Origin of the sequence: Daejeonella oryzae DSM 19973, assembly GCF_000422945.1 — a bacterium.
Taxonomy (GTDB): domain Bacteria; phylum Bacteroidota; class Bacteroidia; order Sphingobacteriales; family Sphingobacteriaceae; genus Daejeonella; species Daejeonella oryzae.
This window is the reverse complement of the sequence record NZ_AUHA01000002.1, coordinates 492936-515401: the sequence shown is the minus strand read 5'-3', so window position 1 is coordinate 515401 and position 22466 is coordinate 492936. Positions and strand designations below refer to the sequence as shown.

18 protein-coding genes are annotated in these 22466 nt (G+C 38.6%); 6 read left to right on the top strand and 12 right to left on the bottom strand.

Annotated elements, in window-relative coordinates:
- Position 1: 1 nt before the first annotated feature.
- The 4 genes from G521_RS16305 to miaB are packed head-to-tail and all read right to left on the bottom strand — an operon-like array spanning position 2 to position 4472.
- Complete coding sequence (locus G521_RS16305) at positions 2-1177, bottom strand: hypothetical protein (RefSeq protein WP_051189399.1); 1176 nt, start codon at positions 1175-1177, stop codon at positions 2-4.
- A gap of 22 nt (positions 1178-1199) precedes the next feature.
- Positions 1200-1715, bottom strand: coding sequence for an LPS assembly lipoprotein LptE (lptE, locus tag G521_RS0102575; RefSeq protein WP_026897127.1), 516 nt, complete (start codon positions 1713-1715; stop codon positions 1200-1202).
- 8 nt (positions 1716-1723) lie between these two features.
- The gene (locus tag G521_RS0102570; RefSeq protein ID WP_026897126.1) at positions 1724-2962 is read right to left on the bottom strand and encodes a sigma-54 interaction domain-containing protein; all 1239 of its coding nucleotides are present in this window, start codon (positions 2960-2962) and stop codon (positions 1724-1726) included.
- Between the two features lie 58 nt (positions 2963-3020).
- Entirely contained in the window at positions 3021-4472 is a 1452-nt protein-coding gene (gene miaB, locus G521_RS0102565; RefSeq protein ID WP_026897125.1) for a tRNA (N6-isopentenyl adenosine(37)-C2)-methylthiotransferase MiaB, read from the bottom strand.
- A gap of 198 nt (positions 4473-4670) precedes the next feature.
- Here miaB and G521_RS0102560 point away from each other — a divergent pair, with 198 nt between their 5' ends.
- Positions 4671-6410: a hypothetical protein gene (locus G521_RS0102560; protein ID WP_026897124.1), complete on the top strand. Its 1740-nt coding sequence runs from the start codon at positions 4671-4673 to the stop codon at positions 6408-6410.
- A gap of 75 nt (positions 6411-6485) precedes the next feature.
- Here the strand turns inward: G521_RS0102560 and G521_RS0102555 are convergent, their stop codons facing one another.
- From G521_RS0102555 to G521_RS0102545, 3 genes are all read right to left on the bottom strand, one after another.
- Entirely contained in the window at positions 6486-7415 is a 930-nt protein-coding gene (locus G521_RS0102555; protein ID WP_026897123.1) for an SPFH domain-containing protein, read from the bottom strand.
- A 191-nt stretch (positions 7416-7606) separates the two neighbouring features.
- Entirely contained in the window at positions 7607-8671 is a 1065-nt protein-coding gene (locus tag G521_RS0102550; protein WP_026897122.1) for a branched-chain amino acid aminotransferase, read from the bottom strand.
- Between the two features lie 60 nt (positions 8672-8731).
- A complete protein-coding gene (locus G521_RS0102545; RefSeq protein WP_026897121.1) occupies positions 8732-9691 on the bottom strand; it encodes a tryptophan 2,3-dioxygenase family protein in 960 nt (319 codons plus the stop codon).
- Between the two features lie 632 nt (positions 9692-10323).
- Between G521_RS0102545 and G521_RS0102535 the strand changes: the two genes are divergently transcribed.
- The gene (locus tag G521_RS0102535; RefSeq protein WP_026897119.1) at positions 10324-11277 is read left to right on the top strand and encodes an MBL fold metallo-hydrolase; all 954 of its coding nucleotides are present in this window, start codon (positions 10324-10326) and stop codon (positions 11275-11277) included.
- A 4-nt stretch (positions 11278-11281) separates the two neighbouring features.
- On the opposite strand, the gene G521_RS0102530 is transcribed toward G521_RS0102535, so the two are convergent.
- From G521_RS0102530 to G521_RS0102520, 3 genes are read right to left on the bottom strand one after another with little or no spacing between them, the layout of a single operon-like run.
- Complete coding sequence (locus tag G521_RS0102530; RefSeq protein ID WP_026897118.1) at positions 11282-11656, bottom strand: fluoride efflux transporter FluC; 375 nt, start codon at positions 11654-11656, stop codon at positions 11282-11284.
- A gap of 4 nt (positions 11657-11660) precedes the next feature.
- Positions 11661-12953 carry an HAD-IB family phosphatase gene (locus G521_RS0102525; protein WP_026897117.1) on the bottom strand — a complete coding sequence of 431 codons (1293 nt, stop codon included), beginning with the start codon at positions 12951-12953 and terminating at the stop codon, positions 11661-11663.
- Positions 12954-13001: 48 nt separating this feature from the next.
- On the bottom strand, positions 13002-13967 hold the full coding sequence (locus G521_RS0102520; RefSeq protein WP_026897116.1) for an NAD-dependent epimerase/dehydratase family protein: 966 nt from the start codon (positions 13965-13967) through the stop codon (positions 13002-13004).
- A 149-nt stretch (positions 13968-14116) separates the two neighbouring features.
- On the opposite strand from G521_RS0102520, the gene G521_RS0102515 reads away from it, so the two are divergent.
- Both G521_RS0102515 and G521_RS16300 read left to right on the top strand, forming a co-directional pair.
- Positions 14117-15298 (top strand): formimidoylglutamase, encoded by a 1182-nt coding sequence (locus G521_RS0102515; RefSeq protein ID WP_026897115.1) that lies wholly within the window; start codon positions 14117-14119, stop codon positions 15296-15298.
- Between the two features lie 84 nt (positions 15299-15382).
- Positions 15383-16522, top strand: a complete 1140-nt coding sequence (locus G521_RS16300) for a TlpA disulfide reductase family protein (RefSeq protein WP_036678417.1) — start codon at positions 15383-15385, stop codon at positions 16520-16522.
- On the opposite strand, the gene G521_RS0102505 is transcribed toward G521_RS16300, so the two are convergent.
- Together G521_RS0102505 and purD are read right to left on the bottom strand one after the other, a co-directional pair.
- Complete coding sequence (locus tag G521_RS0102505) at positions 16503-16985, bottom strand: hypothetical protein (protein ID WP_026897114.1); 483 nt, start codon at positions 16983-16985, stop codon at positions 16503-16505. The two genes, G521_RS16300 and G521_RS0102505, sit on opposite strands and share 20 nt — an antisense overlap.
- Before the next feature lie 158 nt (positions 16986-17143).
- Entirely contained in the window at positions 17144-18421 is a 1278-nt protein-coding gene (gene purD / locus G521_RS0102500) for a phosphoribosylamine--glycine ligase (protein WP_026897113.1), read from the bottom strand.
- 257 nt (positions 18422-18678) lie between these two features.
- Here purD and secA point away from each other — a divergent pair, with 257 nt between their 5' ends.
- Positions 18679-21984, top strand: a complete 3306-nt coding sequence (gene secA / locus G521_RS0102495; protein WP_026897112.1) for a preprotein translocase subunit SecA — start codon at positions 18679-18681, stop codon at positions 21982-21984.
- A gap of 73 nt (positions 21985-22057) precedes the next feature.
- Positions 22058-22465, top strand: coding sequence for an SPOR domain-containing protein (locus G521_RS0102490; RefSeq protein ID WP_026897111.1), 408 nt, complete (start codon positions 22058-22060; stop codon positions 22463-22465).
- Position 22466 lies beyond the last annotated feature (1 nt).

The following is a 22466-nucleotide window of genomic DNA, read 5'->3' as shown; positions in this document are numbered from 1 at the left end:
TTTAATTTATTTTCTTTTCTAATTCCCGAATTTGGTCGGCAAAGTAAGCTCTTTTTTCCGGGAATTTCAAACTTAATTTTTTGTAAGTATCAATGGCTTTGTGAAATAGCATTTGCTCTGAATAGATGGTCGCCAAAGTTTCTGATACCAGGTCATTTGTATCTTCGGCACTTTTGCGGGCCTTATTTTCATTATCCAGTTTATTAGGAGCAGGAGGTTTGATTTGCGGTTCTTCGCGTATAAATTTTTCTATAATAACCTCTTCCTTGCGCCTTAGCTCAAAGTGGATGGTGTTGGGAATACTTTTCTTTTCTATATCATCCAGCGGTGATTGAAGATGAAAAATATTTTCTTTGATCTGATGGTCTAATTCTTCGCCGGTAGTTTTTTGAATGCCTTTGCTGGTATCTAATTTAAACTCTACATACGGCTGGTAGGTATCAGCGTGTTCTTTACGTGTTTTATGCAGCCACCATAAAAAAGAGTAGGGCATTTGGTCATCATCATATCTGGAGACCTCCTGCTTTTCTATAGAAGATTCTGCAATTTCCTGTTTCTCCTGCTTTGCAGGTTCGGCTTCCGCCGGATTAATATTTACCGTACGCTGGGCAACATGTTCATTTGTTTGATAAGTGAGTTTTTTCTCGAAGGCGAAAAAATCCGCGGAAGCGATATTTTCAAGCAGTATTTTTTCCTCATCATCAATTTCAATTTTTTGAGCAGGAGTTTCAACCGGTTCAATCAGGTCTTCCTCAATAATCTCAATATAAGAATCATCTTCATTTTCAGAATATTCTACAGTTTCTATAATTTCAGCATCAGTAACGGGCACCTCAGACAGCTCTGCAAGATCCTGAACCTGTTTTTCATTCAGTTCAATTTTTTCTTTTTGATCAGCGTAATTGATTGCTTTGAAAGTTTCGGGCTCATGAATAATTGAAAAGAGAATTTTTCTGTCAGGAGCATAAACTGCTGCTTTTTGTACTAATAACTCGAACTTTGCGGGATCAATATCCTGATGGATTTTACAACTGAAAGCATGTAATAGCTGGCAATATGGAAATTTCTGAATCATTTTTTCCAGGGTGGCAGATTCTGAATGCAGGATATTTACCGGATCAGTAACGTAACCTGAAAAAGTCTGTTTTAAATTAGCCTGATTGTTTATTGTTTCCAAAATGTTTCCCTGTTAATAGAACTTACCAGTTGGCAAAAGCCCGGTTAAAAATATCCTCGGTTAATTGTACGTTGATTTCTTTTATTAAATCAGCTTCCTGTGCCTGCAGCGTTCGCGTCTGAACTGAAAAATCTTTAAACCGGCTAAATGATTGCTCAAAACCCTGTTCAGGTTTTAATGTGTTTGTATATTTTACAAATACGGTAATAGTTAATCTGTTTAATCCGGCTCGTTCATTCCCCTGTATTGCTACCGGGCGAATGCTGTAATCAGAGATACGGCCTTCAAAATTTGCATCTGCGTCAGACCTAATTATATTTAGCCTTGATTGACTTCTGATACGTTCTTTTAATGCTTCTGTAAATTGCTGGCTTAAATAAGGTACTACCAGTGAGGAGTTATTTTCAAAAAATTGAACGGATATCGTTTTCATTTCCGGTGGAATAGAGGCCCCGGATAATTTGTAACCGCAGGATTGCTGCATTAACAGTAAAGGGAAAATTACTAAGCCGATGATGTATCTAATTGTTTTCTGCATTCTGATTTTTAGTTTAAATCGAGCTCTTTTATTTTACGATAAAGAGTGCGTTCAGAAATTCCCAATTCCTGTGCTGCTAATTTACGTTTGCCTTTGTGTTTTTTAAGTGCTTTTTTTATAAGATCTGATTCTTTTTCAAACAATGACAGAGATTCTTCAACTTCATGCGCTTCATCCATCCGGCCATAATTTTTTTCACTCTTCGGCTGATGAATGGTTAAGGTATGCTGATCATTGCTTCCGGCGCTGCTTTGCGGCAATTCGATATCCCTGTATAACTGATTGATAGCTTGCTGGTGTGAAGAAAAATCAGCCGAATTGCCTTCGTTCCGGATAATTTCGGCCACCAGCTTTTTTAATTCAACCATGTCTTTCTTCATATCAAAAAGAACTTTATAAAGAATATCTCTCTCCGAAAAATCGTCTTTACTGCTCTTTTCTATACGCATGGGCAGATTATTGCCAGACTCATTCGGAATGTAATTAAGCATTCCTTCAGCAGTAATATCTCTGTTTTTTTCTAAAACGGCTATTTGCTCTGCTATATTTTTAAGCTGTCTTACATTCCCCGGCCAGCTGTAATTCATAAGCATTTGCTGGGCATCCGGATCTAACTGAACAGAGGGACTACGGTATTTATCAGTAAAGTCAGCAATGAATTTTCTGAATAAAAGGTATATATCTTCCTTGCGTTCGCGTAGGGCAGGTATTTTTAAAGGGACCGTGTTGAGTCTGTAATAAAGATCTTCTCTGAATTTTCCTTCTTTTACGGCATCAAAAACATCTTTATTAGTTGCCGCAATTACACGCACATTTGTTTTCTGAACTTTTGAAGATCCAACACGAATGTATTCTCCGGTTTCTAATACTCGTAACAAACGGGCCTGCGTACCAATTGGCAGTTCGGCTACTTCATCTAAAAATATAGTTCCTCCATCTACCACTTCAAAATAGCCTTTACGGGCTTCATGTGCTCCGGTAAATGATCCTTTTTCGTGACCGAATAATTCAGAATCAATGGTCCCTTCGGGGATAGCGCCGCAGTTAACAGCAATAAAGGGCCCATGTTTCCGCGGACTCATAGAATGGATAATGTGTGAAAAAACTTCTTTCCCGCTACCGCTTTCGCCGGTTATCAATACAGAAATATCTGTAGGAGCAACCTGTCTTGCAATATCAATTGCACGGTTTAGTAAGGGAGAATTTCCAATAATTCCGAAACGGTTCTTTATTTCCTGAACGTCCATTTTTTACTGAGTATTGATTAGATAATGAATGAAATCTGTCAATTAGGTCTACCCGGTTTTAACCAACAATTTTACCGATTAAGGTTGCAGGTGTACATTTTTCAATCAGGACATGTACATAATCACCCGGCCTGGATTTGTTGTCTGCCGGGAAAACTACCGTAGTATTCTGATCACTTTTTCCGGAAAAGTCAGTGGCAGATTTTTTTGAATTCCGCTCGATTAAAACTTTAAAAGTCTTGCCCACGCGTTGCTCCAGCCGTATAGAAGAACATTCCTGTTGCTTCGCCAGAATTTCATTAAACCTTCTTTTTTTAACTTCTTCAGGAATATCATCCGGATACCGTTTAGCGGCTAATGTGCCGGGGCGTTCAGAATAAGTAAACATGTATGCAAAATCGTATTTAACGTATTCCATCATGCTCAATGTTTCCTGATGTTCTTCTTCCGTTTCGCTGCAAAAACCAATAATAATATCAGTGGATATCCCGCATTCAGGCATGATTCTTCTGATGGCATCCACACGATCTATGTACCATTCGCGGGTATAGGTCCTGTTCATCATTTCTAAAATCCGGCTGTTGCCGGATTGTACCGGCAAGTGAATATGCTTGCAGATATTTTCATGCCTGGCCATAGTATATAAAACTTCATCAGTAATATCCTTAGGATGTGAGGTTGAAAACCGCACTCTTAATTCCGGATTAATATTGGCCACCAATTCCAGAAGTCGGGCAAAATTAACTGTTTGACCGTATCCCGATGGAGATTCATCATTAACTTCTTTTGCTTCAGCACCGGGATATTTATAAGAGTCAACATTCTGACCTAATAAAGTTACTTCGCGGTAGCCCTTATTGAAAAGTTCTTCTGCTTCTCTCACAATAGACTGCGGATCACGGCTACGTTCTCTTCCGCGTGTAAAAGGAACCACGCAGAATGAACACATATTATCACAGCCCCGCATTATAGAAATGAAGGCAGAGATTCCGTTCGTATTTAACCTTACGGGACTTATATCAGCATAGGTTTCTTCCCTCGAAAGTAGAACGTTTACTGCTCGGTTACCGTCATCAACCTGGCCTATCAAATTTGGAAGATCGCGGTAAGCATCCGGACCAATTACCAGATCTACTAATTTTTCCTCTTCCAAAAATTTAGACTTAAGGCGCTCGGCCATGCATCCTAAAACCCCGATAGTAATACCAGGATTTTTAACTTTTGCCGCACTAAATTCTTTGAGCCTATTACGAACCCGCTGCTCTGCATTATCGCGGATAGAACATGTATTAATAAATATGACGTCAGCTTCCTTGTAATCTGAAGTGGTAGAAAAACCCATATCAGACATAATGGAGGCAACAATTTCGCTATCAGAGAAATTCATTGCACAGCCGTAACTTTCAATAAACAGTTTTCTGTTGTGTTTTACATCCGCACCATCAAGGACTAAAGCTTCGCCTTGTCTTGATTCATCATGATCTTTTAAAGAAGCTTGTAAACCCAGCATTTTTTATAAATTTAAGGATACAAAAATACACTATTTTTTTACATAATGACAGTTTGTCAGCTAAACTTGCAGTAATAAAACGGTAAAATTAGTTTAGTTTAGAGCTTAACAAAGTTTCAATTGCGAAGTAATTTTAATACTAAAGCCCTGACTGTACACCGTAAACTTCCTTTGTTCTGGAGGAGGCTTTTAATCTTTTTGATTGTTTTATTTTCAGCCCTTGCCGCGTTTGCTTATTATATTAATAGTCACTGGAGGCCATTTTTAACTCAGCAAATTCAGGAAGCAATTAGCACATCAACAGATAGTTTGTATCATATTTCTTTTAAAAAGATCAATGTGAATGTTTTAACCGGAAGTGCCAGTTTAAAAGGAATTTCGTTTAATCCCGATACATTGATTTATCAAAAGCTGATTAAGCAGGGAAAAGCACCAAAGCATTTGTACAGGGTCGAAGTATCTAAACTTGAATTAAACCGGCTCAATCCATGGAAAGTTTATTTTCAAAAGTCATTAATTCTTAAATCAATTATTATAGAAAATCCTGCTGTGGATATGATCTATCAGAAAACTGATATTCCACAGGATACTGTAATGGATAACAGAAGTGCATACCTGCGCCTTTCAAAGTATCTTAAATCTATTGATGTAGAATCTATTCTTTTCAGAGATGCTGATTTTAAATATATCGATAAAAGTGCTCCTCGCCGGCAGGTTACTTCGCTCAAAAATTTTAACATTCGCATCTCCGGTTTACTAATCGATTCAATGTCACAATATGACAAGTCTAAATTATATTATACCAAGGATATTTCTGTGAGTCTCCGCGATTACAGTTACCGCACATCAGATAATATGTATGATCTGAAACTGAAAGAGTTTACGGCATCAACTTCTCATAAATATGCTAAGTTGAAAGGATTCAGAATTGTTCCCAGATATGGAGCAATGGAATTTTCAAAAATAGCTACAGACCGGAAACAAAGATATTCGGTAAGGGTAGATGAGGCGTTTTTAGAAAATATTAATTATCGGATGTTTAATAGTCAGCGTAAACTTCGGGCATCAAAACTATCAATATCTAATAGTATGATGAGTGTTTTTGTAAATACGGAAATTAAAGAAAGTGGTACAAAAAGCATTAAAAAATTGCCTCAAAAGGCATTACAGGATTTTGATTTAACTACCTGGCTGGATACTGTTGCGTTAAATAATATTCAGATTAATTATTCTGAGTACAATGCAGAATCTCAGCGCAGGGGCACGGTGCATTTTAATGAGATAGAAGGGAATTTGTATAACATCAGCAATGATTCTGCGGCACTAAAAATAAATCACTTTTGCAAGGCCAGCATTACCTGCCTGCTAATGGCCCGCGGGCGATTAGATTTAAACGTTAATTTTGACCTGAGTGATAAAAATTCTGCATTTACCTACCGGGGAAAATTGGGTTTAATGAAGCCGCAGGTTTTAAATAAAGCCATCAAACCACTCGCTTTAGTTGAGATACGCTCCGGCTTAATCAAGGATATGATTTTTGATGGAAGTGGAGACATCTATAAAAATAAAGGCAAGGTTGCTTTAAGATATAACGGTTTAAAAGTGAAACTGCTTCAAAAAAAGGAAGGTGACTCACGCTTAAAAACCATGAACATTGCAACTATGGCGGCCAATATTCTCATACTTAAAAGTGATAATCCATCCTATTCTGAGAAATTAAGAGTTGCATCGTATCAATATATGCGCCCGCCAGATGCATCATTTTTTAATATGTTGTGGAAAGGCTTATTTATGGGGATACAGGAAACTGTGGGACTGGATGAAAAAACCCAGCAGATGATTGCCGCAAAAATGAAACAGTATCAGAAGGAAAAGATTCAGCGGGATAAAAGGAGAAGGGAGCGCTCTGAAAGAAAGGATAATAGGCAGCAACCCTGAATGGTGAAATAAATCCACACGGAGATAATTTCCGGTGGATTTATTAGATTGATTTTAAATTTTTGATACAAATATTTACAGGTTTTTCGCGGCTTTATCTATTAAATTCAGGCTCATCATCTGATCCATGGTTCTTTTCATGCCTTCTGAAGATCCGTCGAGAAATATTACATTTCCTTTTCCGTTCTCCGCAAAATGCTTGATTGCTTCTGTCCACATCGTAAATAAGATTACAGATGTATCCAGATCCGCAGACTGCATTTCCTTAGCAGCATGGGTCATACCTTTTGCTACTTCTTCGCGAAATAAAGCAATTCCCTGACCTCTTAACTGCGCTGCTTCCCGCTCGGCATTAGCCGCAATTTTAATTGCATTTCCATCCGCTTCGGCGGCTTTTGTTTTGGTGATCAGTAAAGCCTGTCCTTCGTTTTCGGCTGCGGCTTTCAAGTTGTTTGAAGCCACAACCCGGCTCATGGATGTTAAGATAACTTCATCAAAAGTGATGTCGTTGAGTTGAAGATCTTGTAAATGATACCCCCAGCTTTCTAAAACCGTATCGATCTGATCTTTTACGTGATCTACAATATCTTTTCTCAGACTTAAAACTTCTGACTGTTTTTTGGTAGCAACAAACGAGCGGATGGTTCCTTCGATGGTGCGGATCAAAGCTTGCATTAAGTTCTGATCGTTCACAAATTTAAATGCCACATTTTTAATCGTTTCTTCATTCTGGTTATTCACCGAATAAAGCAGCATCGCTTTAAAATAAACATTCGCCTGGTCCATGGTTACGGCCTGAAACTCCAGTTCTACAGAACGGTTTTGAATAGAAATACGGGAATGGATAAATTCAATTAAGGGGATTTTTAAATTTAAACCCGGGGTAAGAATTCTGCGGTACTTACCGAATATAGTTACTACGGCAATAGTGCCCTGACTAACGGTAACAAATGAACTGAACAAAATGACCAGCAAAACAAAGCCAATAATTAAAGAAGGAATCATATAAATTAATTTTGTTGAATATAGAGAAGTATTTGGAATTTGGATTGATTTCCTTTATGACTCCATAAAAACTTCTCGAATCGGGCAGATTTAATTACCTGATTTTTATCAAAGTTCTACTGGTGAAAGATTTTTTTCACAAAAAAGCCCGGTTTTAGCCGGGCAGTTTATCGATATATTTTAATATTTATTTATAGAATATAATTCCACCCAAATTCATCAGCCGTAATTCCATAGCGGATATCGCTTAAAGCTTTTGAAACTTTATTAGAAAATTTGCGGGATAAAGGTTCCGGCAGTGTGTAAATTTCACTTTCGTAACCAATTTGGGCTATATGGGCAACGGTTGCTGCGGTGCCGGCACCGAAAGCTTCCTGTAAAGTGCCTTCTTTGGCAGCTTTAACCACTTCTTCTACAGTTACCCGGCGCTCTTCAACTTTAACACCCCATGATTGGGCCAATTGCAAAATACTTTTCCGGGTAACGCCATCCAATATAGTATCACGGGTAGAAGGCGTAATTAAAACATCATCAATTACAAACATTACATTCATTGTTCCCGACTCTTCAATATATCCATGATCACGGGCATCTGTCCAGATCAACTGGTCAAACCCTTCTTTTTGAGCTTGCTTGGTAGGTAACAAAGCACGACCATAATTGCCCGCGGTTTTTGCATAACCAACACCACCTTCTGCGGCTCTGGCATAATGAGTTTCTATTTTCACCCGTAATGGCTTTGAATAATATGCGCCTGATGGTCCGGTTAAAATGATGAATTTGTATGTTTCTGATGCATGAACGCCCAAGACCGGATCAGTTGCAAACATTACCGGACGAATATATAATGATTGTCCTTCATTTCCGGGAACCCAGTTTTTATCCAAAGCTATCAATTGGGTCATTCCCTGCATAAACAAATCTTCCGGAACCGCAGGCATAGACATACGTTCTGCCGAAATATTAAAACGCTCATAATTCTTTAAGGGTCGGAATATAGAGATATCTCCGTTTTGTAGTTTATAAGCTTTTATGCCTTCGAAAATGGCCTGTCCATAATGCAGGGCAGACATTGCCGGACTGAAAGGTAAATCGCCGTAAGGCATTATCTGTAAATTTTTCCATTCGCCGTCTTCAAAATCAGCTACAAACATGTGGTCTGAAAATGTGCGGCCAAAAGCAAGGTTGCTAAAGTCGGTTTGTTCCAACCTGGAAGCAGGGGTTTTATTAACTTTAATGTTGAGAGTGTCTATCACTATTTGTTGGTTTTTGTGGAGCAAAATTACTTAAATCAAGCTTAAATCCTTAATAAAGTTTCATATAGAAGGTGTATTGAGTACACTTAGAACCCAGTTTTTACCCCAGTTTTCATGCTCTTCATCGTTCCAAAGCTCCGGGTAAAATATCCTTTTCTGAAAACGCGGAGGCAGGTATTTTTGCCAGTTTGTACCGCCGGTGGCTTTGATTTCTTCAGGCTGACGATTCAAATATCTAACCGCCGATTTATAATGCGCCAGAGGCCAGTTTACATTTACCAGTGTATCCAGCAGTTTTAATTCTTTTTCAATCTCATCGGTTGCAGAACCTTCTGCTTTAAATTTGTTGAATAAAGCTCTGAAATTGCTGAATTGTGCATTTTTTGCAAGCTCTATAAATTCGGAAGCATACTTTTTCTCAAATTGTTTTAAGGTTAAAGTTTGTTTTCCGGAGGCCAGTTCGGTAGCTCCAAATTTCCAGTAAATATATTCGAATTGCTCCTCTACAGAAGCAGATTGTAATTCTTCCCGTTTGTCTTTGGCAACCAGATTGATAAAGTCTGTGGAATAAATTTCAATCATTCGGTACTGACCTGATTGAAATCCGCTGGCGGGCAACAACGACATCCTGAATTTCAGGAACTGCTCTTTTTCCATTCCATCCACCATAATTTCAAAAGAGTTGGTTAAGGCCTGGAAATAGGAATTTATCCGCTTTAAGCGGGCAGCAAAAAAATCAGAAGTTAAAGATTGATTCTTACTGATTTGACTGCATTCATGTAAAGCCAGCTTAAAATAAAGTTCAGTAATCTGGTGATACATGATGAATATTTGTTCATCCGGAAACGGTGTTTTTGGACTTTGAAGGCTTAATAAAGTATCCAGATGGATGTAATCCCAATAGGTTAAGAAATCTGCATACAATAACCCATCGAGGTAAGAAGCCATATCCTGGCCCATTGCAGCATATTTTTCCTGTAAAAGCTCTATTTTTTGTTGAATTTCCGGAGTGATACTCATTGGGCAAAGTTATTAATCTTATACATATTTAATCTCTGGGCAAGTTTAGAAATTGCCGGTAATTAAAATGAACGTTTAAAAGTTCTGCGTTTTTTAATATTCTGTACCAATTTTAAGCGATGTCATTTTTCATGCACCCTAAAACTGAATTTTTTGCCGTTCCCTAAATAATACCTACCGTTCACACTTTTTTTGTCAATTAATTTTATCGAATGGTGTAGCTTAAAAAATTATTAACCTGAGGAAATTTCATATATCAAATTATGGCCGTGATTAAGCCGTATGATTTTGGGGTGTTAAACATGATTTCAGGCAAATTCTTTAATATGATTAATTTAATTATCTCTCTCGTAATCCTTGTTATAATCATTTTAGGCATGGCAGCAATCCTGTCAGATCTCTTTCAACATTTCCGAAAAAGTAAAACAATGACAAAATCTTCCATCAGGTGGAATATGATGCTGCTGTTAGCCGGCGGGTTAATTATTTTTGACAAAGTTGAGCAGCTATTCAGCTGATTAGAGTGTTCCTTGCAAATGCTTTTTCGTAATTATGTACTTTATTTTACTCTGAGCCATCAGTGATTATCGTCTTTAAACGGATGGTCTTTTGCTCAGAATTAACTTACAGACATGATTTTAACATTTCGCGTTTTTTTGCTTTTATCAGGATTGCTTTTTAACCTGCCGGGATACGGTCAGAAATCATTTAAGGTAGTTCCATTGGGTGTTAAAGGAGGCGCTGATGAGAGCAATCTATCAGCTTATATGCTGGCTCCGGCCAATTCAAATAAATTCATTTGTCTGGATGCGGGAACAATTCATTCTGGTATTCAGAAAGCGGTGGATAACAAAGTTTTCAGAGATAGTGCACAAATTGTCCTGCAAAAATACATCAAAGCCTATCTGATATCACATGGTCACCTGGATCATGTTTCCGGTTTGGTAATTAATTCACCCGAAGATACAGCAAAGAATATCTACGCCCTTCCGTTTGTTATTGATGTATTTAAGGATAGATATTTCACCTGGCAAAATTGGGCCAATTTTGCAAATGAAGGCGACAAGCCAACATTAAATAAGTATACGTATCATACTTTTTCATCCGGCACAGAAATCACTATCGATTCAACCGAACTTTCTGTGCAGGCATTTCCACTCAGTCATGCTTCTCCGGGTTTGAGCACCGCGTTTTTAATTCGCTCAGATGATAGCTATATACTTTATCTGGGAGATACCGGACCGGATGAAGTAGAAAAATCAGAACAGCTAAAATTGCTATGGCAGCAAATTTCTCCCCTTGTAAAAAGTAAAAAGTTGAAGGCAATTTTTATGGAAGTTTCTTATCCTAATGAACAGCCGGATAAACTATTATTTGGGCATCTTACACCAAACTGGCTGATGAAAGAAATGAAACAGCTGAGTGTCTTCACCGGCCAAAAAGCCTTGCGAAATTTTCCCATGGTGATAACTCATATTAAGCCTTCCGCCGATAAAGAATTAAAAATTAAGCGGCAGTTGGAACAGGTCAATACATTAGGTCTGAAATTGATGTATCCCAGGCAGGGAGTTTTAATGGACTTCTAATTGATTATGCAAAACTTTTAATGGCAAACATTCCTAAGTATAAACCCGCTACACTTATTCCAAAATTTAAAATAATATTGCTGATTCCCATCCATTGCTGACCATTTTTAAATAACTCTACCGTCTCAAAAGTAAATGCAGAATACGTGCTAAAACCGCCGCAAAAACCGGTTATCAATAATAATTTTAAAGAATAAGAGAAATCCATTCGGTTAAATCCAAGCATCACCAAAGCTCCGAATATCACGCAGCTTAAAAAATTGGAGGCTAGTGTAGCCATTGGGAAAACCGGAGAATATAAATTAACTAGCTTGCTTACCATTAAGCGGCAAACACTTCCAAGTCCTCCGCCGGCAAAAACCAATAAAATTTCTTTCATAATATTAATAAAGGATTCTGAATTTAATAGTATGATCTATCTGCTTCAGGTCCTTTAAAACCTGCTTATCATATTCGGAGTTTACATCCGTAATCACGTAGCCAATCTCTGCATTGGTCATTAAAAACTGGCCTACAATATTTATATTATGATGCGCAAAAACCTGGTTTATCTGCGCCATTACTCCCGGCACGTTGCTATGGATATGAATTAAGCGGTGCGAACCTTTCATGCGTGGCAATTGCAATTCAGGAAAATTGGCACTTAAATGCGTATGCCCTTTATTAATAAAATCAATCATCCTTTTGGGGATGAATTCCGCATTCCGTGGATTGTCTTTGGGATCATCAAAAACAACAATTCCCATTTGATTGCAAATGTCAAGGGATAATTTTTGCTTTGAGTTGCCCAAATAGCCGATGGTCTTTAGCTTGACAGCTCTTTGTAAAGCACCATCTTCCAGTCGTTCACCCTTGCCCAGCAACAGCATTCCTACATCGGCAACGTATTTTTCTTCGAAGCTTTTTTTATGCCTGATAGAAAATCCGTCTTTTTTTAAAACAGCCAGTGAGCTTTCAGGAATTTCTCCGATCGTTAAACACAAAATTCTGTTTTTAGGATATGATATAGCTCTTGGCAACTTATTCACGTATAAAAACTCATCAAAACTTGGAGTAATATGGTCTGCTTTTTCTGCTACAGTTTTGCGCTCTATATTTTCTGTAAATGCATAAAACTTCTTTATCATACCAAATTCTTTTAGTTGAAAATCTGAATGTCCGTCACCAATTCCATAAATTTCTCCCGGAAGGGCCAATTCTGTTAAAAGTTTTACTTTTCCGCCTTCATCCGAGAGCGGGTTGCTTTTATCAAAGCCGATGATTACATCATTTTGATCAAACAAAAAGGTGTTGGCGTAAATATTCTCTTTGTGAATATGATAGGGTAAAACTACAGGAATAATAAATTCTTTAAAACCGCCTGAAACAATCAGAACATCATCAGCATGCTTTTTGAAAAAAGTGGTATTGCGTGAAAAGGAAGCCGACACCTTTTTTTTGAGGCGGGTAATAAGTTGTTTCAAGTGTCCGCGGTTGGCTTCCAGAAGCTGCACCCGACTATTTAAACTTTCACGGAAAGACATTTTACCTTCCATGGCGGCATTGGTTAGATCTTCAATCTTTTTAAAAATGCTTTCTTTATCCGGATGCTTTCTTAGAGAAATTCTGGCCAGCTCATCCAAAGCTTCCACCTGGGTAAACGTGCTGTCAAAATCAATGATATAAAACTGTTTCAAAATTTATAGGGTTTTGCTTTTTTCGGTAGTTGCCAAAATTATCAATTTCTATTCCGATGATTGGCAAATTTCTGAAATACTTTGATTTATGGGCTTAAACTCCATGTTTAAAGCTTCCCTTATTTTTTGATTAGAATAGTTCTGCTTTTTAAAAGCGCTATTTAAAGTGTCTTTTGTTAAACCGGTTTGATTGCCGATTAAGCCGGAGATTATTTTAGAGCCCAGATATCCCAGATGTAACATCCAGGGTTTTAAAGCTGTTGCAGGAGGTTTTAAACCGTATCCCCGGGCAATCTGGCTGAAAAGATCTTTGTATGTATAATTCTCTGCGTTAATCAGGTAGCGTTTTCCGGATAAATTACTGTTCATCAATTGAATCATCGAACGTGCTACATCCTCCACCGCTACTAATCCACAACTCCCGGAAGGGTAATATTTTAAGCCTTTGCGAACCGTTGCAAATAACTGACCGCTGCCTTCTGTGCCTGCGTTTTTGCCGATGATAATTGAAGGATTAACAATTACCGCATTTAATCCTTCGGCTATAGCCCTAAAAACTTCCATCTCACTTTCATATTTTGAAATAGAATAGGCAGATCTGGAAGAATTAAATTCCCAATGGTTATTTTCGGCAATGGGAATTCCATTTTTACTATCCCCAACTGCAGCTACCGAACTTACATGAACCAGCTTTTTGATGTTCATTTCCTGGCAGATGTTTACAAGATTGGAAGTACCCTCAACATTCACCTTCATCATCTTCTTCTTATCCGCAGGATTAAAAGAGACCATAGCGGCACAGTGGTAAACATAGTTTACACCTGCAAAAGCCTCTTTTAAGGAAAAATAATCGAGCAGATCAGCGTTTCGCCATTCTATATTCACCTGCTGTTTCAGAATATGAGGAATCAGCGAAGTCTCACGCTTTAAGCAGATAATTTTATCGCCATTGAGCGTTAATTGTCTGGCAAGTTCAGAACCAACAAATCCGGTTGCACCGGTAATTAATATCATGATGCAGAATATTTTTAATTGCTTTCAAAAGTACTCGAATAAAATAGATATTTGCCAGTTCTGTTCGCACAAGGATTATCTGTTGCCGATTTAATTCTTTTAGTTTGTTAAAAGCGGCTGAATCCTTTTCTTTCATCTAGAACTTTAAAATGTCTTTATCTGATTTTTTGTCGCCTGTAAACCTGAGTAAATTAACGCCCAAAGATGGCTTTTTTGTCAGCCAGATGGCCGAAAAAATGGAGATCTATAGTTCTGATTTTCCGGATCTGGAAAACAATGTTTACGATATTGCACTGATTGGTGTTTTAGAAGACAGAAATTCTGTTAATAATCAGGGAACAGCGTTGGCACCGGATTATTTACGTGAAAAATTCTATCAGCTTCATGAGGGAAATTACACCACACGAATTGTTGATCTGGGGAATATAAAACCGGGTGCAAAGGTTTCTGATACCTACATTGCCTTAAAAACGCTGGTGACTGAACTGGTAAAGAAAAATATTCTGCCTGTAATTTTGGGCGGAAGTCAGGATCTGACATATGCTCAGTATATGGCTTATGAAGAACTCGAGCAAAAGGTAGATCTCCTGGTAATAGATTCTCATCTCGATCTGGATGAAAATCAGGAAAATACATTAGAAACCAGCTCATCTTCTTACCTGAATAAAATTTTGCTTCACGAGCCTAACTACCTGTTTAATTACAGCAATATGGGTTATCAGACTTATTTTGTAAATCAGGATAGTTTGCGAGTGATGGAAAAACTGTATTTCGATGTGCACCGTTTGGGCGATGTGCTGGGTAAGGTAAATACTGCTGAACCCATCATCAGAAATGCCAATGTAATAAGTTTTGATATTTCGGCTATTCGCTCTTCTGATGCCTGCGCCAACTCGAATGCTACCCCGAATGGTTTTTATGGAGAAGAGGCTTGTCAGATTTGCCGCTATGCCGGAATGAACGATAAATTAACCTCAATCGGCTTTTATGAGTTTAACCCGGCTTTCGATCAGAACGGGCAAACAGCCATGTTAATGGCGCAAATGCTGTGGTATCTGGTCGACGGATTTTACCATCGTAGGCAGGATCTCCCGCTTCAGCCAAAATCACAATATTTAATTTACAGGGCCAATTTAAAACAGGGAACTCATGAGCTGATATTTGTGAAAAGCAAAAAAACCGATCGCTGGTGGATGCAGGTGCCTTATCCCTCCGGAATATCAAAAAACGAGCGCTATCATTTAGTTCCGTGTAGTTATGAAGATTATCAAACCGCAATATCCGGCGAAATGCCCGATCTGTGGTGGAGAACCTATCAGAAATTAAACTAATTTGTGATTGATTAAAGGCTCTCTTTTAGGATGATTGATGCAATTATAACTTTAAGAGCAAGCCGTAATTTTAAATTCGAGTTTATGAAATTATTCAAAATATTAACGATACACGTTTTACTTCTTTTCTGCCTGCCTTTGTATTCGCAGTCCACCTATTTTACCATTGATGGAAAAATTACGGGTTCTGCAATAAGCAAAATTTATTTTATTGAAAGCAATTTTAAAGGTCAGCCAAATGCCAAAGCAAAAGAACTGAAAGTGGAAAACGGAAAATTTACGGTTACCGGAATTTTTAAAGAGCCAATTCCTGTATTTCTTTCCCTTACAGAGGAGTTAAATTCCGGCAAAGATGATGCAATACAATTTATTCTGGATCAGGGTAATATTAAGGTAGAAATTAATGATGCGCTTAAAACAGCTAAAATTTCCGGCTCGCCGGCAAATGACGGAGCTCAAAAATTCTCTGCCGGACAGGCAAAATTTCAGCAGGAAATTGCCCGTTTAAATGCCGGTGCGCAGGCAGCAGCTCAAAGAGGGGTGCCAATGGATTCATTACAGGCGCAATATGAGCCTCTTTTTAAGGCTGTTCAAAAGGATATGATGGCGTATCAGAAAAGATTTATTAGTGAGAATCCCAAAGCTTATATTTCCCTGCTAGTCATTTCAGATTTGGCCCGTTCATCAAAAAACTACATTCAGGCCGATTCTTTATGGAACCAACTCGATGCCAAAATTAAAAGCGGAGTTACCGCCAGGCAGATAAAAGAGTATATTGATAAAGAGAAGAAAACATCTGTAGGTGCATTGGCTCCTGCTTTCAGTCTGGCAGATACTAGCGGTAAGAAAGTGGCTCTTTCATCTGTTAAAGGGAAATATGTATTACTTGATTTTTGGGCTTCCTGGTGTAAACCCTGCCGTGATGAGAATCCGAACTTGGTGGAGGCTTACACAAAATTTAAAGATAAAGGCTTTACCGTTTTCGGAGTTTCTTTAGACCGGGATAAAAAGGGTTGGCTGCAGGCAATTAAATCTGATGAATTAGCCTGGACCCAGGTTTCTGATCTCAAATTCTGGTCGAGCGAAGCGGCACTATTGTACGGTATAAACAGTATTCCGGCTAATTTTCTTTTAGATCCCAGCGGAAAAATTATTGCCAGAGATCTTCGCGGACCTGCACTTTTGGAAAAGCTGAATGAACTGTTTAAATCAGATATCCAATAATGATAAATATCAGGCCGGTTGTAGCCATTAAAAATGCTATGCGGCCAAACATAAACCCGAACACAAAGCCAAGAACTGTAATAATTGCGCCCATTTTATAAAACGAAGTTTTATTTAAGATTCGCGTTTCGTTGACGTCAATTTTAGTTCTCGATGCAGATTCGTTTTGGGAACTGAGAGATGGCTCCGAATCTGTTTCCTCATTCAATGAATTATTTTCAGAATTAGATTCTGCAGGTTGATCTGCAATTGGACTTTCTTGAATGTTATCTTGTTCTGCCGGAAGGTTTTCCTGAACAGATTCAGTACTCATTTTATTTGCCAGAAGCCTGGTTTCTGTACTATCGGCTTTGCCTGATTTTATTTCCCGCGAATCAGTAGGATTTATTTTTTCAGCAAAAGAGTTTAACCCTCCCAAAAAAAGTAAAATAGTTAGTAAAAGACTTTTAAAAATTGATGCCATTGAAAATTAATCCCTTTAGCGCAAGTTTGAACACTTAAGACTCTGGAATTCTTAAGCGGCAAAACCCTGCGACAGATCTTACATAGGATTTTTTATACGCAGGCTTTCAAAAAAAGATTTATTAATTTTCTTTAAAGTAAAATATCTGGCACTGGCTATCAGGGAAAAAGATCCTGCCCAATATCGTGTCTGAAATATCTGCCGTCGTAATAAATTCTGCCGGCATCTGCAGTGGCAGTTTGAACAGAATCGAATAAGGTATCTTTTAAAGAAGTAATAGCCAGAACTCGTCCGCCGGCACTTTTGATAACCCCGTTGTCTGATTCTGTTCCGGCATGGAAAACAATTGAATGGCGCACATTATCAATACCGGTGATGCCTCGGCCTTTTAAATATTCACCGGGATATCCTCCTGCAACCAGCATAATGGTGGTTGCAATTTTCTCAGATACAATCAATTCTTTTTGATCCAGATTTCCTTCGGCTACACCCAATAAAAGATCAACAAAATCACTTTCTATTCTCGGAATTACACTTTCCGTTTCCGGATCTCCCATCCGTACGTTGTATTCTATTACGTAAGGGTTCCCCGCATCATTCATTAATCCGATGAAGATAAATCCTTTATAAGGGATGCCGTCACTTTTTAATCCATTGATGGTTGGAAGAATGACCCGCTCTTCTACCTTTCTCATAAAGTCTGCATCAGCAAACGGGACCGGAGAAACCGAACCCATACCGCCGGTATTTAATCCGGTATCACCTTCGCCAATACGTTTATAATCTTTGGCTTCGGGTAATATTTTATAGCTGTTGCCATCAGTAAGTACAAAAACAGATAATTCTATTCCTTCTAAAAACTGTTCAATTATCACCTTGCTGCCTGCCTCTCCAAATTTATCAGCCTGCAGCATTTGCTGTAACTCCTGCTGTGCTTCCTTTAAAGTAGTACAGATCAATACCCCTTTGCCTCCTGCCAATCCATCTGCTTTTAATACAATAGGAAGTTTTTGACTTTCAAGATATTTGAATCCTTCCTGTAAATTGGCTTTTGTAAAAGTTTTGAAAGCGGCAGTAGGGATGCCATGCTTCATCATGAATTTCTTAGAGAAATCCTTACTTCCTTCCAGTTTGGCTCCCTCACTTTGCGGACCGATAACAGGAATACGGCGTAGCTCCTCATCAGCTAAAAAATAGTCATGAATACCTTTTACCAATGGTTCTTCCGGCCCGACTAAAACCATTTTAACGGCATTTCCCAGAACAAATTTCTTGATCCCTTCAAAATCAGTAGGTTTAAGGTTCACATTTTTACCATAAGCGGATGTGCCGGCATTACCCGGAGCGATAAATAATTTGGAGCATTTTTCACTCTGTGATATTTTCCATGCAAATGCACTTTCGCGGCCACCTGAGCCCAGGATTAGAATATTCATAAGGCAAAGATATTTTATTGAATTGAGATATTAGAAAACTGAGTGATATTGTTGGTGATCCGTATTCCGGCTGTTTGCAATTCCACTTTTGAAATTGATGGTAATTATCATTTGATTATCTTTTATTAAGTTCTCAATCTTATTTTAATTAGTAATTTTGCCCATCAGATATGCCAAGATGACTTATGCCGGGTCATGGCGTAATTGTTGTATAATTGCCCTGCCTGTACGGAGGTACAGATTAATTAGAATAGAACATGTTAGGAGTATTAAGTAAACTTTTTGGAAGTAAATCATCACGCGATATAAAACTAATTCAGCCTCTGGTTGAAAAAACAAAAGAGGAGTACGCTAAATTAGCAGGCCTTAGTCATGATGAACTGCGTGAGAAAACAGCCGGTTTCAAAGCCCGGATTAAAACCTTCCTGGCAGAAATAGATCAAGAAATTTCAGAACTTAAATCTCAGGCCGAAGTTCCGGATCTGGATATAAACCAGAAAACCAGTCTGTACGACCAGGTTGATAAATTGCAAAAAGATCGCGATAAGCAGCTTGAAGTGGTATTAAAAGAAATACTTCCCGAAGCTTTTGCGGTAGTAAAAGATACAGCCAGAAGGTTCACCGAAAATAAAACCATTGAGGTCGAAGCAACGCCGTTTGACCGTGAACTGGCTGCCAAAAAAACCAACGTCTTAATTAAAGGCGATAAAGCAATTCATCATAATACCTGGATTGCCGCCGGCACCGAAGTTACCTGGAACATGATTCATTATGATGTTCAGCTGATAGGTGGTGTTGTATTGCATGAAGGTAAAATTGCTGAGATGGCTACCGGTGAGGGTAAAACGCTTGTTGGTACATTGCCTGCGTATTTAAATGCGCTGGCTGGCCAGGGCGTACATATTGTAACTGTGAATGATTATCTGGCCCGTCGTGACTCTGAATGGAACGGTCCCTTGTTTGAATTTCACGGTTTAAGTGTTGATTGTATTGATAAACATCAGCCAAATTCAGATGATCGCAGAAAAGCGTATCTGGCTGATATTACTTTTGGAACCAACAACGAATTTGGTTTTGACTACCTGCGTGACAACATGACACAGTCGCCGGGAAGTCTTGTACAGCGTAAACTTCATTTTGCAATGGTGGATGAGGTCGATTCAGTTTTAATTGATGATGCCCGTACTCCGCTAATTATTTCTGGTCCGATTCCTCGTGGAGATGAGCATGAATTTATGGATCTGAAACCACGAATAGAGCGACTGGTAAATCATCAGCGCAGCTTTATTACGGGAGTTCTAAATGAAGCCAAAAAATCAATCACTGCCGGAAAATCCGGTTTTGATGATGGAGGTTTGGCTTTACTGCGTGCTCATCGCGGATTGCCGAAAAACAAGGCCCTGATCAAATTCTTAAGTGAATCCGGAATCAAGCAAATCCTGACTAAAACAGAAAACCACTATATGGCTGACCAGAATAAGGAAATGCCATTTGTAGATTCTGAACTGTTTTTTGTCATCGATGAGAAAAATAATCAGGTTGAATTAACAGAAAAGGGAATTGAACTGATTACCGCCTCCGGCGAAGACACCAGTTTCTTTGTGATGCCCGATGTAGGTTCAGAAATTGCCGAACTAGAGAAATCAAATATTCCGGCGGAAGAGAAAATTGCCAGAAAAGATGAATTGATGCGGGATTTCTCCATCAAATCAGAACGTATTCACTCCGTAAATCAATTGTTAAAAGCCTATACATTATTTGAAAAAGATGTAGAGTATATTATTGATGAAGGAAAGATTAAAATTGTAGATGAGCAAACAGGCCGTATTATGGATGGCCGCCGTTATTCTGATGGATTGCACCAGGCTATTGAGGCGAAGGAGAATGTAAAAGTAGAGGATGCAACTCAAACGTATGCAACCATTACGCTTCAAAACTATTTCCGGATGTACCACAAATTATGCGGTATGACGGGTACGGCAACTACAGAAGCAGGCGAACTTTGGCAGATCTACAAATTAGACGTTGTAGAAATTCCAACCAATGTTCCAACGCAGCGGAAAGATCATGAAGACATGGTTTACCGTACCATTCGTGAGAAATACAATGCGGTTGCAGATGAGATTACAAAATTAACCGAAGCTAAAAGACCAGTTCTGGTGGGTACAACTTCAGTAGAAATTTCCGAGTTATTGAGCCGGATGTTAAAACTTCGCGGAATACGACACAATGTGTTAAATGCTAAATTACACCAGAAAGAGGCAGATATTGTGGCCGAAGCGGGTTTAGCAGGTACGGTTACCATTGCCACCAACATGGCCGGTCGTGGTACCGATATTAAATTAGGGCCCGGCGTTAAAGATGCAGGCGGTTTGGCCATTGTGGGTACAGAGCGTCATGAATCCCGCCGTGTCGATCGCCAGTTACGTGGTCGTGCCGGTCGTCAGGGAGATCCGGGTTCTACCCAGTTTTTCGTTTCCTTGGAAGATGATCTGATGCGTTTATTCGGCTCAGAGCGTATTTCGAATATTATGGTTCGTATGGGAATTGAGGAGGGAGAAGTAATTCAGCACTCCATGATTACCAAATCTATTGAGCGTGCACAACGCAAAGTAGAGGAAAATAACTTTGGTATCCGTAAGCGTTTACTGGAGTATGATGATGTAATGAACTCTCAGCGTTCGGTTATTTATGCAAAGCGTAAAAATGCTTTATTCGGCGAGCGTCTGGATGTTGATTTGAACCACACCATTTTTGATGTAGTTGAAGATGTTGTTTCTGAATATAAAGAAATCGGCAATTTTGAAGGATTTCAACTGGAAGTGATCCGTATCTTTTCAGTAGATCCGGAGATCAGTCAGAAAGAATTTACAGATACATCCATCAATAATTTAACGGATAAGGTATTTTTAAAAATCAATGATTTTTATCACCGCAAGTCAGAAGGTATTGCGCATCAAACGTTCCCGATCTTGAAAGATGTTATGCAGGAACGCGGAGAATATATCGAGAACATTGTAGTTCCTTTTTCTGACGGAATTCGTTCCATTCAGGTAGCAACAAATCTTAAAAAAGCAGTTGAAACCGAAGGTCATGAAGTTTTTAAATCTTTCGAAAAGAGCGTGGTTTTAGCCCTGATTGATGAATCATGGAAAGAACACCTGCGTGAGATGGATGATTTAAAGCAATCTGTTCAAAACGCTGTTTACGAGCAGAAAGATCCGTTGATTGTTTACAAAATGGAAGCTTTTAACCTGTTTAAAGGAATGCTTGCAACTGTAAATAAGGATATTGTTAGTTTCCTGTTTAAAGGAAATATCCCAAATAATCAGCAATCTGATGAAGTTCGTGAGGCCCGTCCGCAGCCAAAGCAGGATTTGAGCAAGCTTAAAGTGTCAAAACCCGAAATGGTTCGCGAAGCAAACGGTGTTCCGGTTGATGATACCCGCGAATTACAGAAAACGCAGCCCATTCGCGTAGAAAACAAGATTGGCAGAAATGATCTTTGTCCTTGCGGAAGCGGTAAAAAATATAAAAATTGCCATGGAATAGGCGTAGCTTAAACCTTTTAATGAATTATACAGATGATCTGGAAACAGATTATCTGTATAATTTCTTTCTATAAATTAGTTGTTGATGAAGATACTGAAGCTGATTGTTTTATTTGCCGGATTTCTATATAGTTCAGAAGCCTTTTCGCAAAAAGCAGGTACAGTCGAAGTTGTTAAAGATCCTCTCATTGATAGTTTAATTGCCCGTCGTTTAGAATTAAGCAGAGCTTCTAACGGAGGAGCAGCACTGTCAGGAAAAGGTTTTCGAGTGCAGATCTATTCCGGTAATGATCGCAAAGAAGCTTACGCTGAGCAAACAAAATTTAAGGTTTTATATCCCGCTGTGGGCGCTTACATCAGTTATGAGCAGCCCAATTATAAAATACGGGTGGGCGATTTCAGAACCCGGATAGAAGCTGAAAAATTCCTGAATAAGCTCCGGCCTTATTATCAGTCAGTCTTTATATTTTCAGAACGAATTTATTTAAAGTAAG

Coding starts and splice junctions, on each gene's coding strand:
- lptE (WP_026897127.1), bottom strand. CDS start 1,715: ATGCAGAAAACAATTAGATACATCATCGGCTTAGTAATTTTCCCTTTA.
- G521_RS0102570 (WP_026897126.1), bottom strand. CDS start 2,962: ATGGACGTTCAGGAAATAAAGAACCGTTTCGGAATTATTGGAAATTCT.
- miaB (WP_026897125.1), bottom strand. CDS start 4,472: ATGCTGGGTTTACAAGCTTCTTTAAAAGATCATGATGAATCAAGACAA.
- G521_RS0102555 (WP_026897123.1), bottom strand. CDS start 7,415: ATGATTCCTTCTTTAATTATTGGCTTTGTTTTGCTGGTCATTTTGTTC.
- G521_RS0102545 (WP_026897121.1), bottom strand. CDS start 9,691: ATGAGTATCACTCCGGAAATTCAACAAAAAATAGAGCTTTTACAGGAA.
- G521_RS0102535 (WP_026897119.1), top strand. CDS start 10,324: ATGATTTTAACATTTCGCGTTTTTTTGCTTTTATCAGGATTGCTTTTT.
- G521_RS0102530 (WP_026897118.1), bottom strand. CDS start 11,656: ATGAAAGAAATTTTATTGGTTTTTGCCGGCGGAGGACTTGGAAGTGTT.
- G521_RS0102520 (WP_026897116.1), bottom strand. CDS start 13,967: ATGATATTAATTACCGGTGCAACCGGATTTGTTGGTTCTGAACTTGCC.
- G521_RS0102515 (WP_026897115.1), top strand. CDS start 14,117: ATGTCTTTATCTGATTTTTTGTCGCCTGTAAACCTGAGTAAATTAACG.
- G521_RS16300 (WP_036678417.1), top strand. CDS start 15,383: ATGAAATTATTCAAAATATTAACGATACACGTTTTACTTCTTTTCTGC.
- G521_RS0102505 (WP_026897114.1), bottom strand. CDS start 16,985: ATGGCATCAATTTTTAAAAGTCTTTTACTAACTATTTTACTTTTTTTG.
- purD (WP_026897113.1), bottom strand. CDS start 18,421: ATGAATATTCTAATCCTGGGCTCAGGTGGCCGCGAAAGTGCATTTGCA.
- secA (WP_026897112.1), top strand. CDS start 18,679: ATGTTAGGAGTATTAAGTAAACTTTTTGGAAGTAAATCATCACGCGAT.
- G521_RS0102490 (WP_026897111.1), top strand. CDS start 22,058: ATGAAGATACTGAAGCTGATTGTTTTATTTGCCGGATTTCTATATAGT.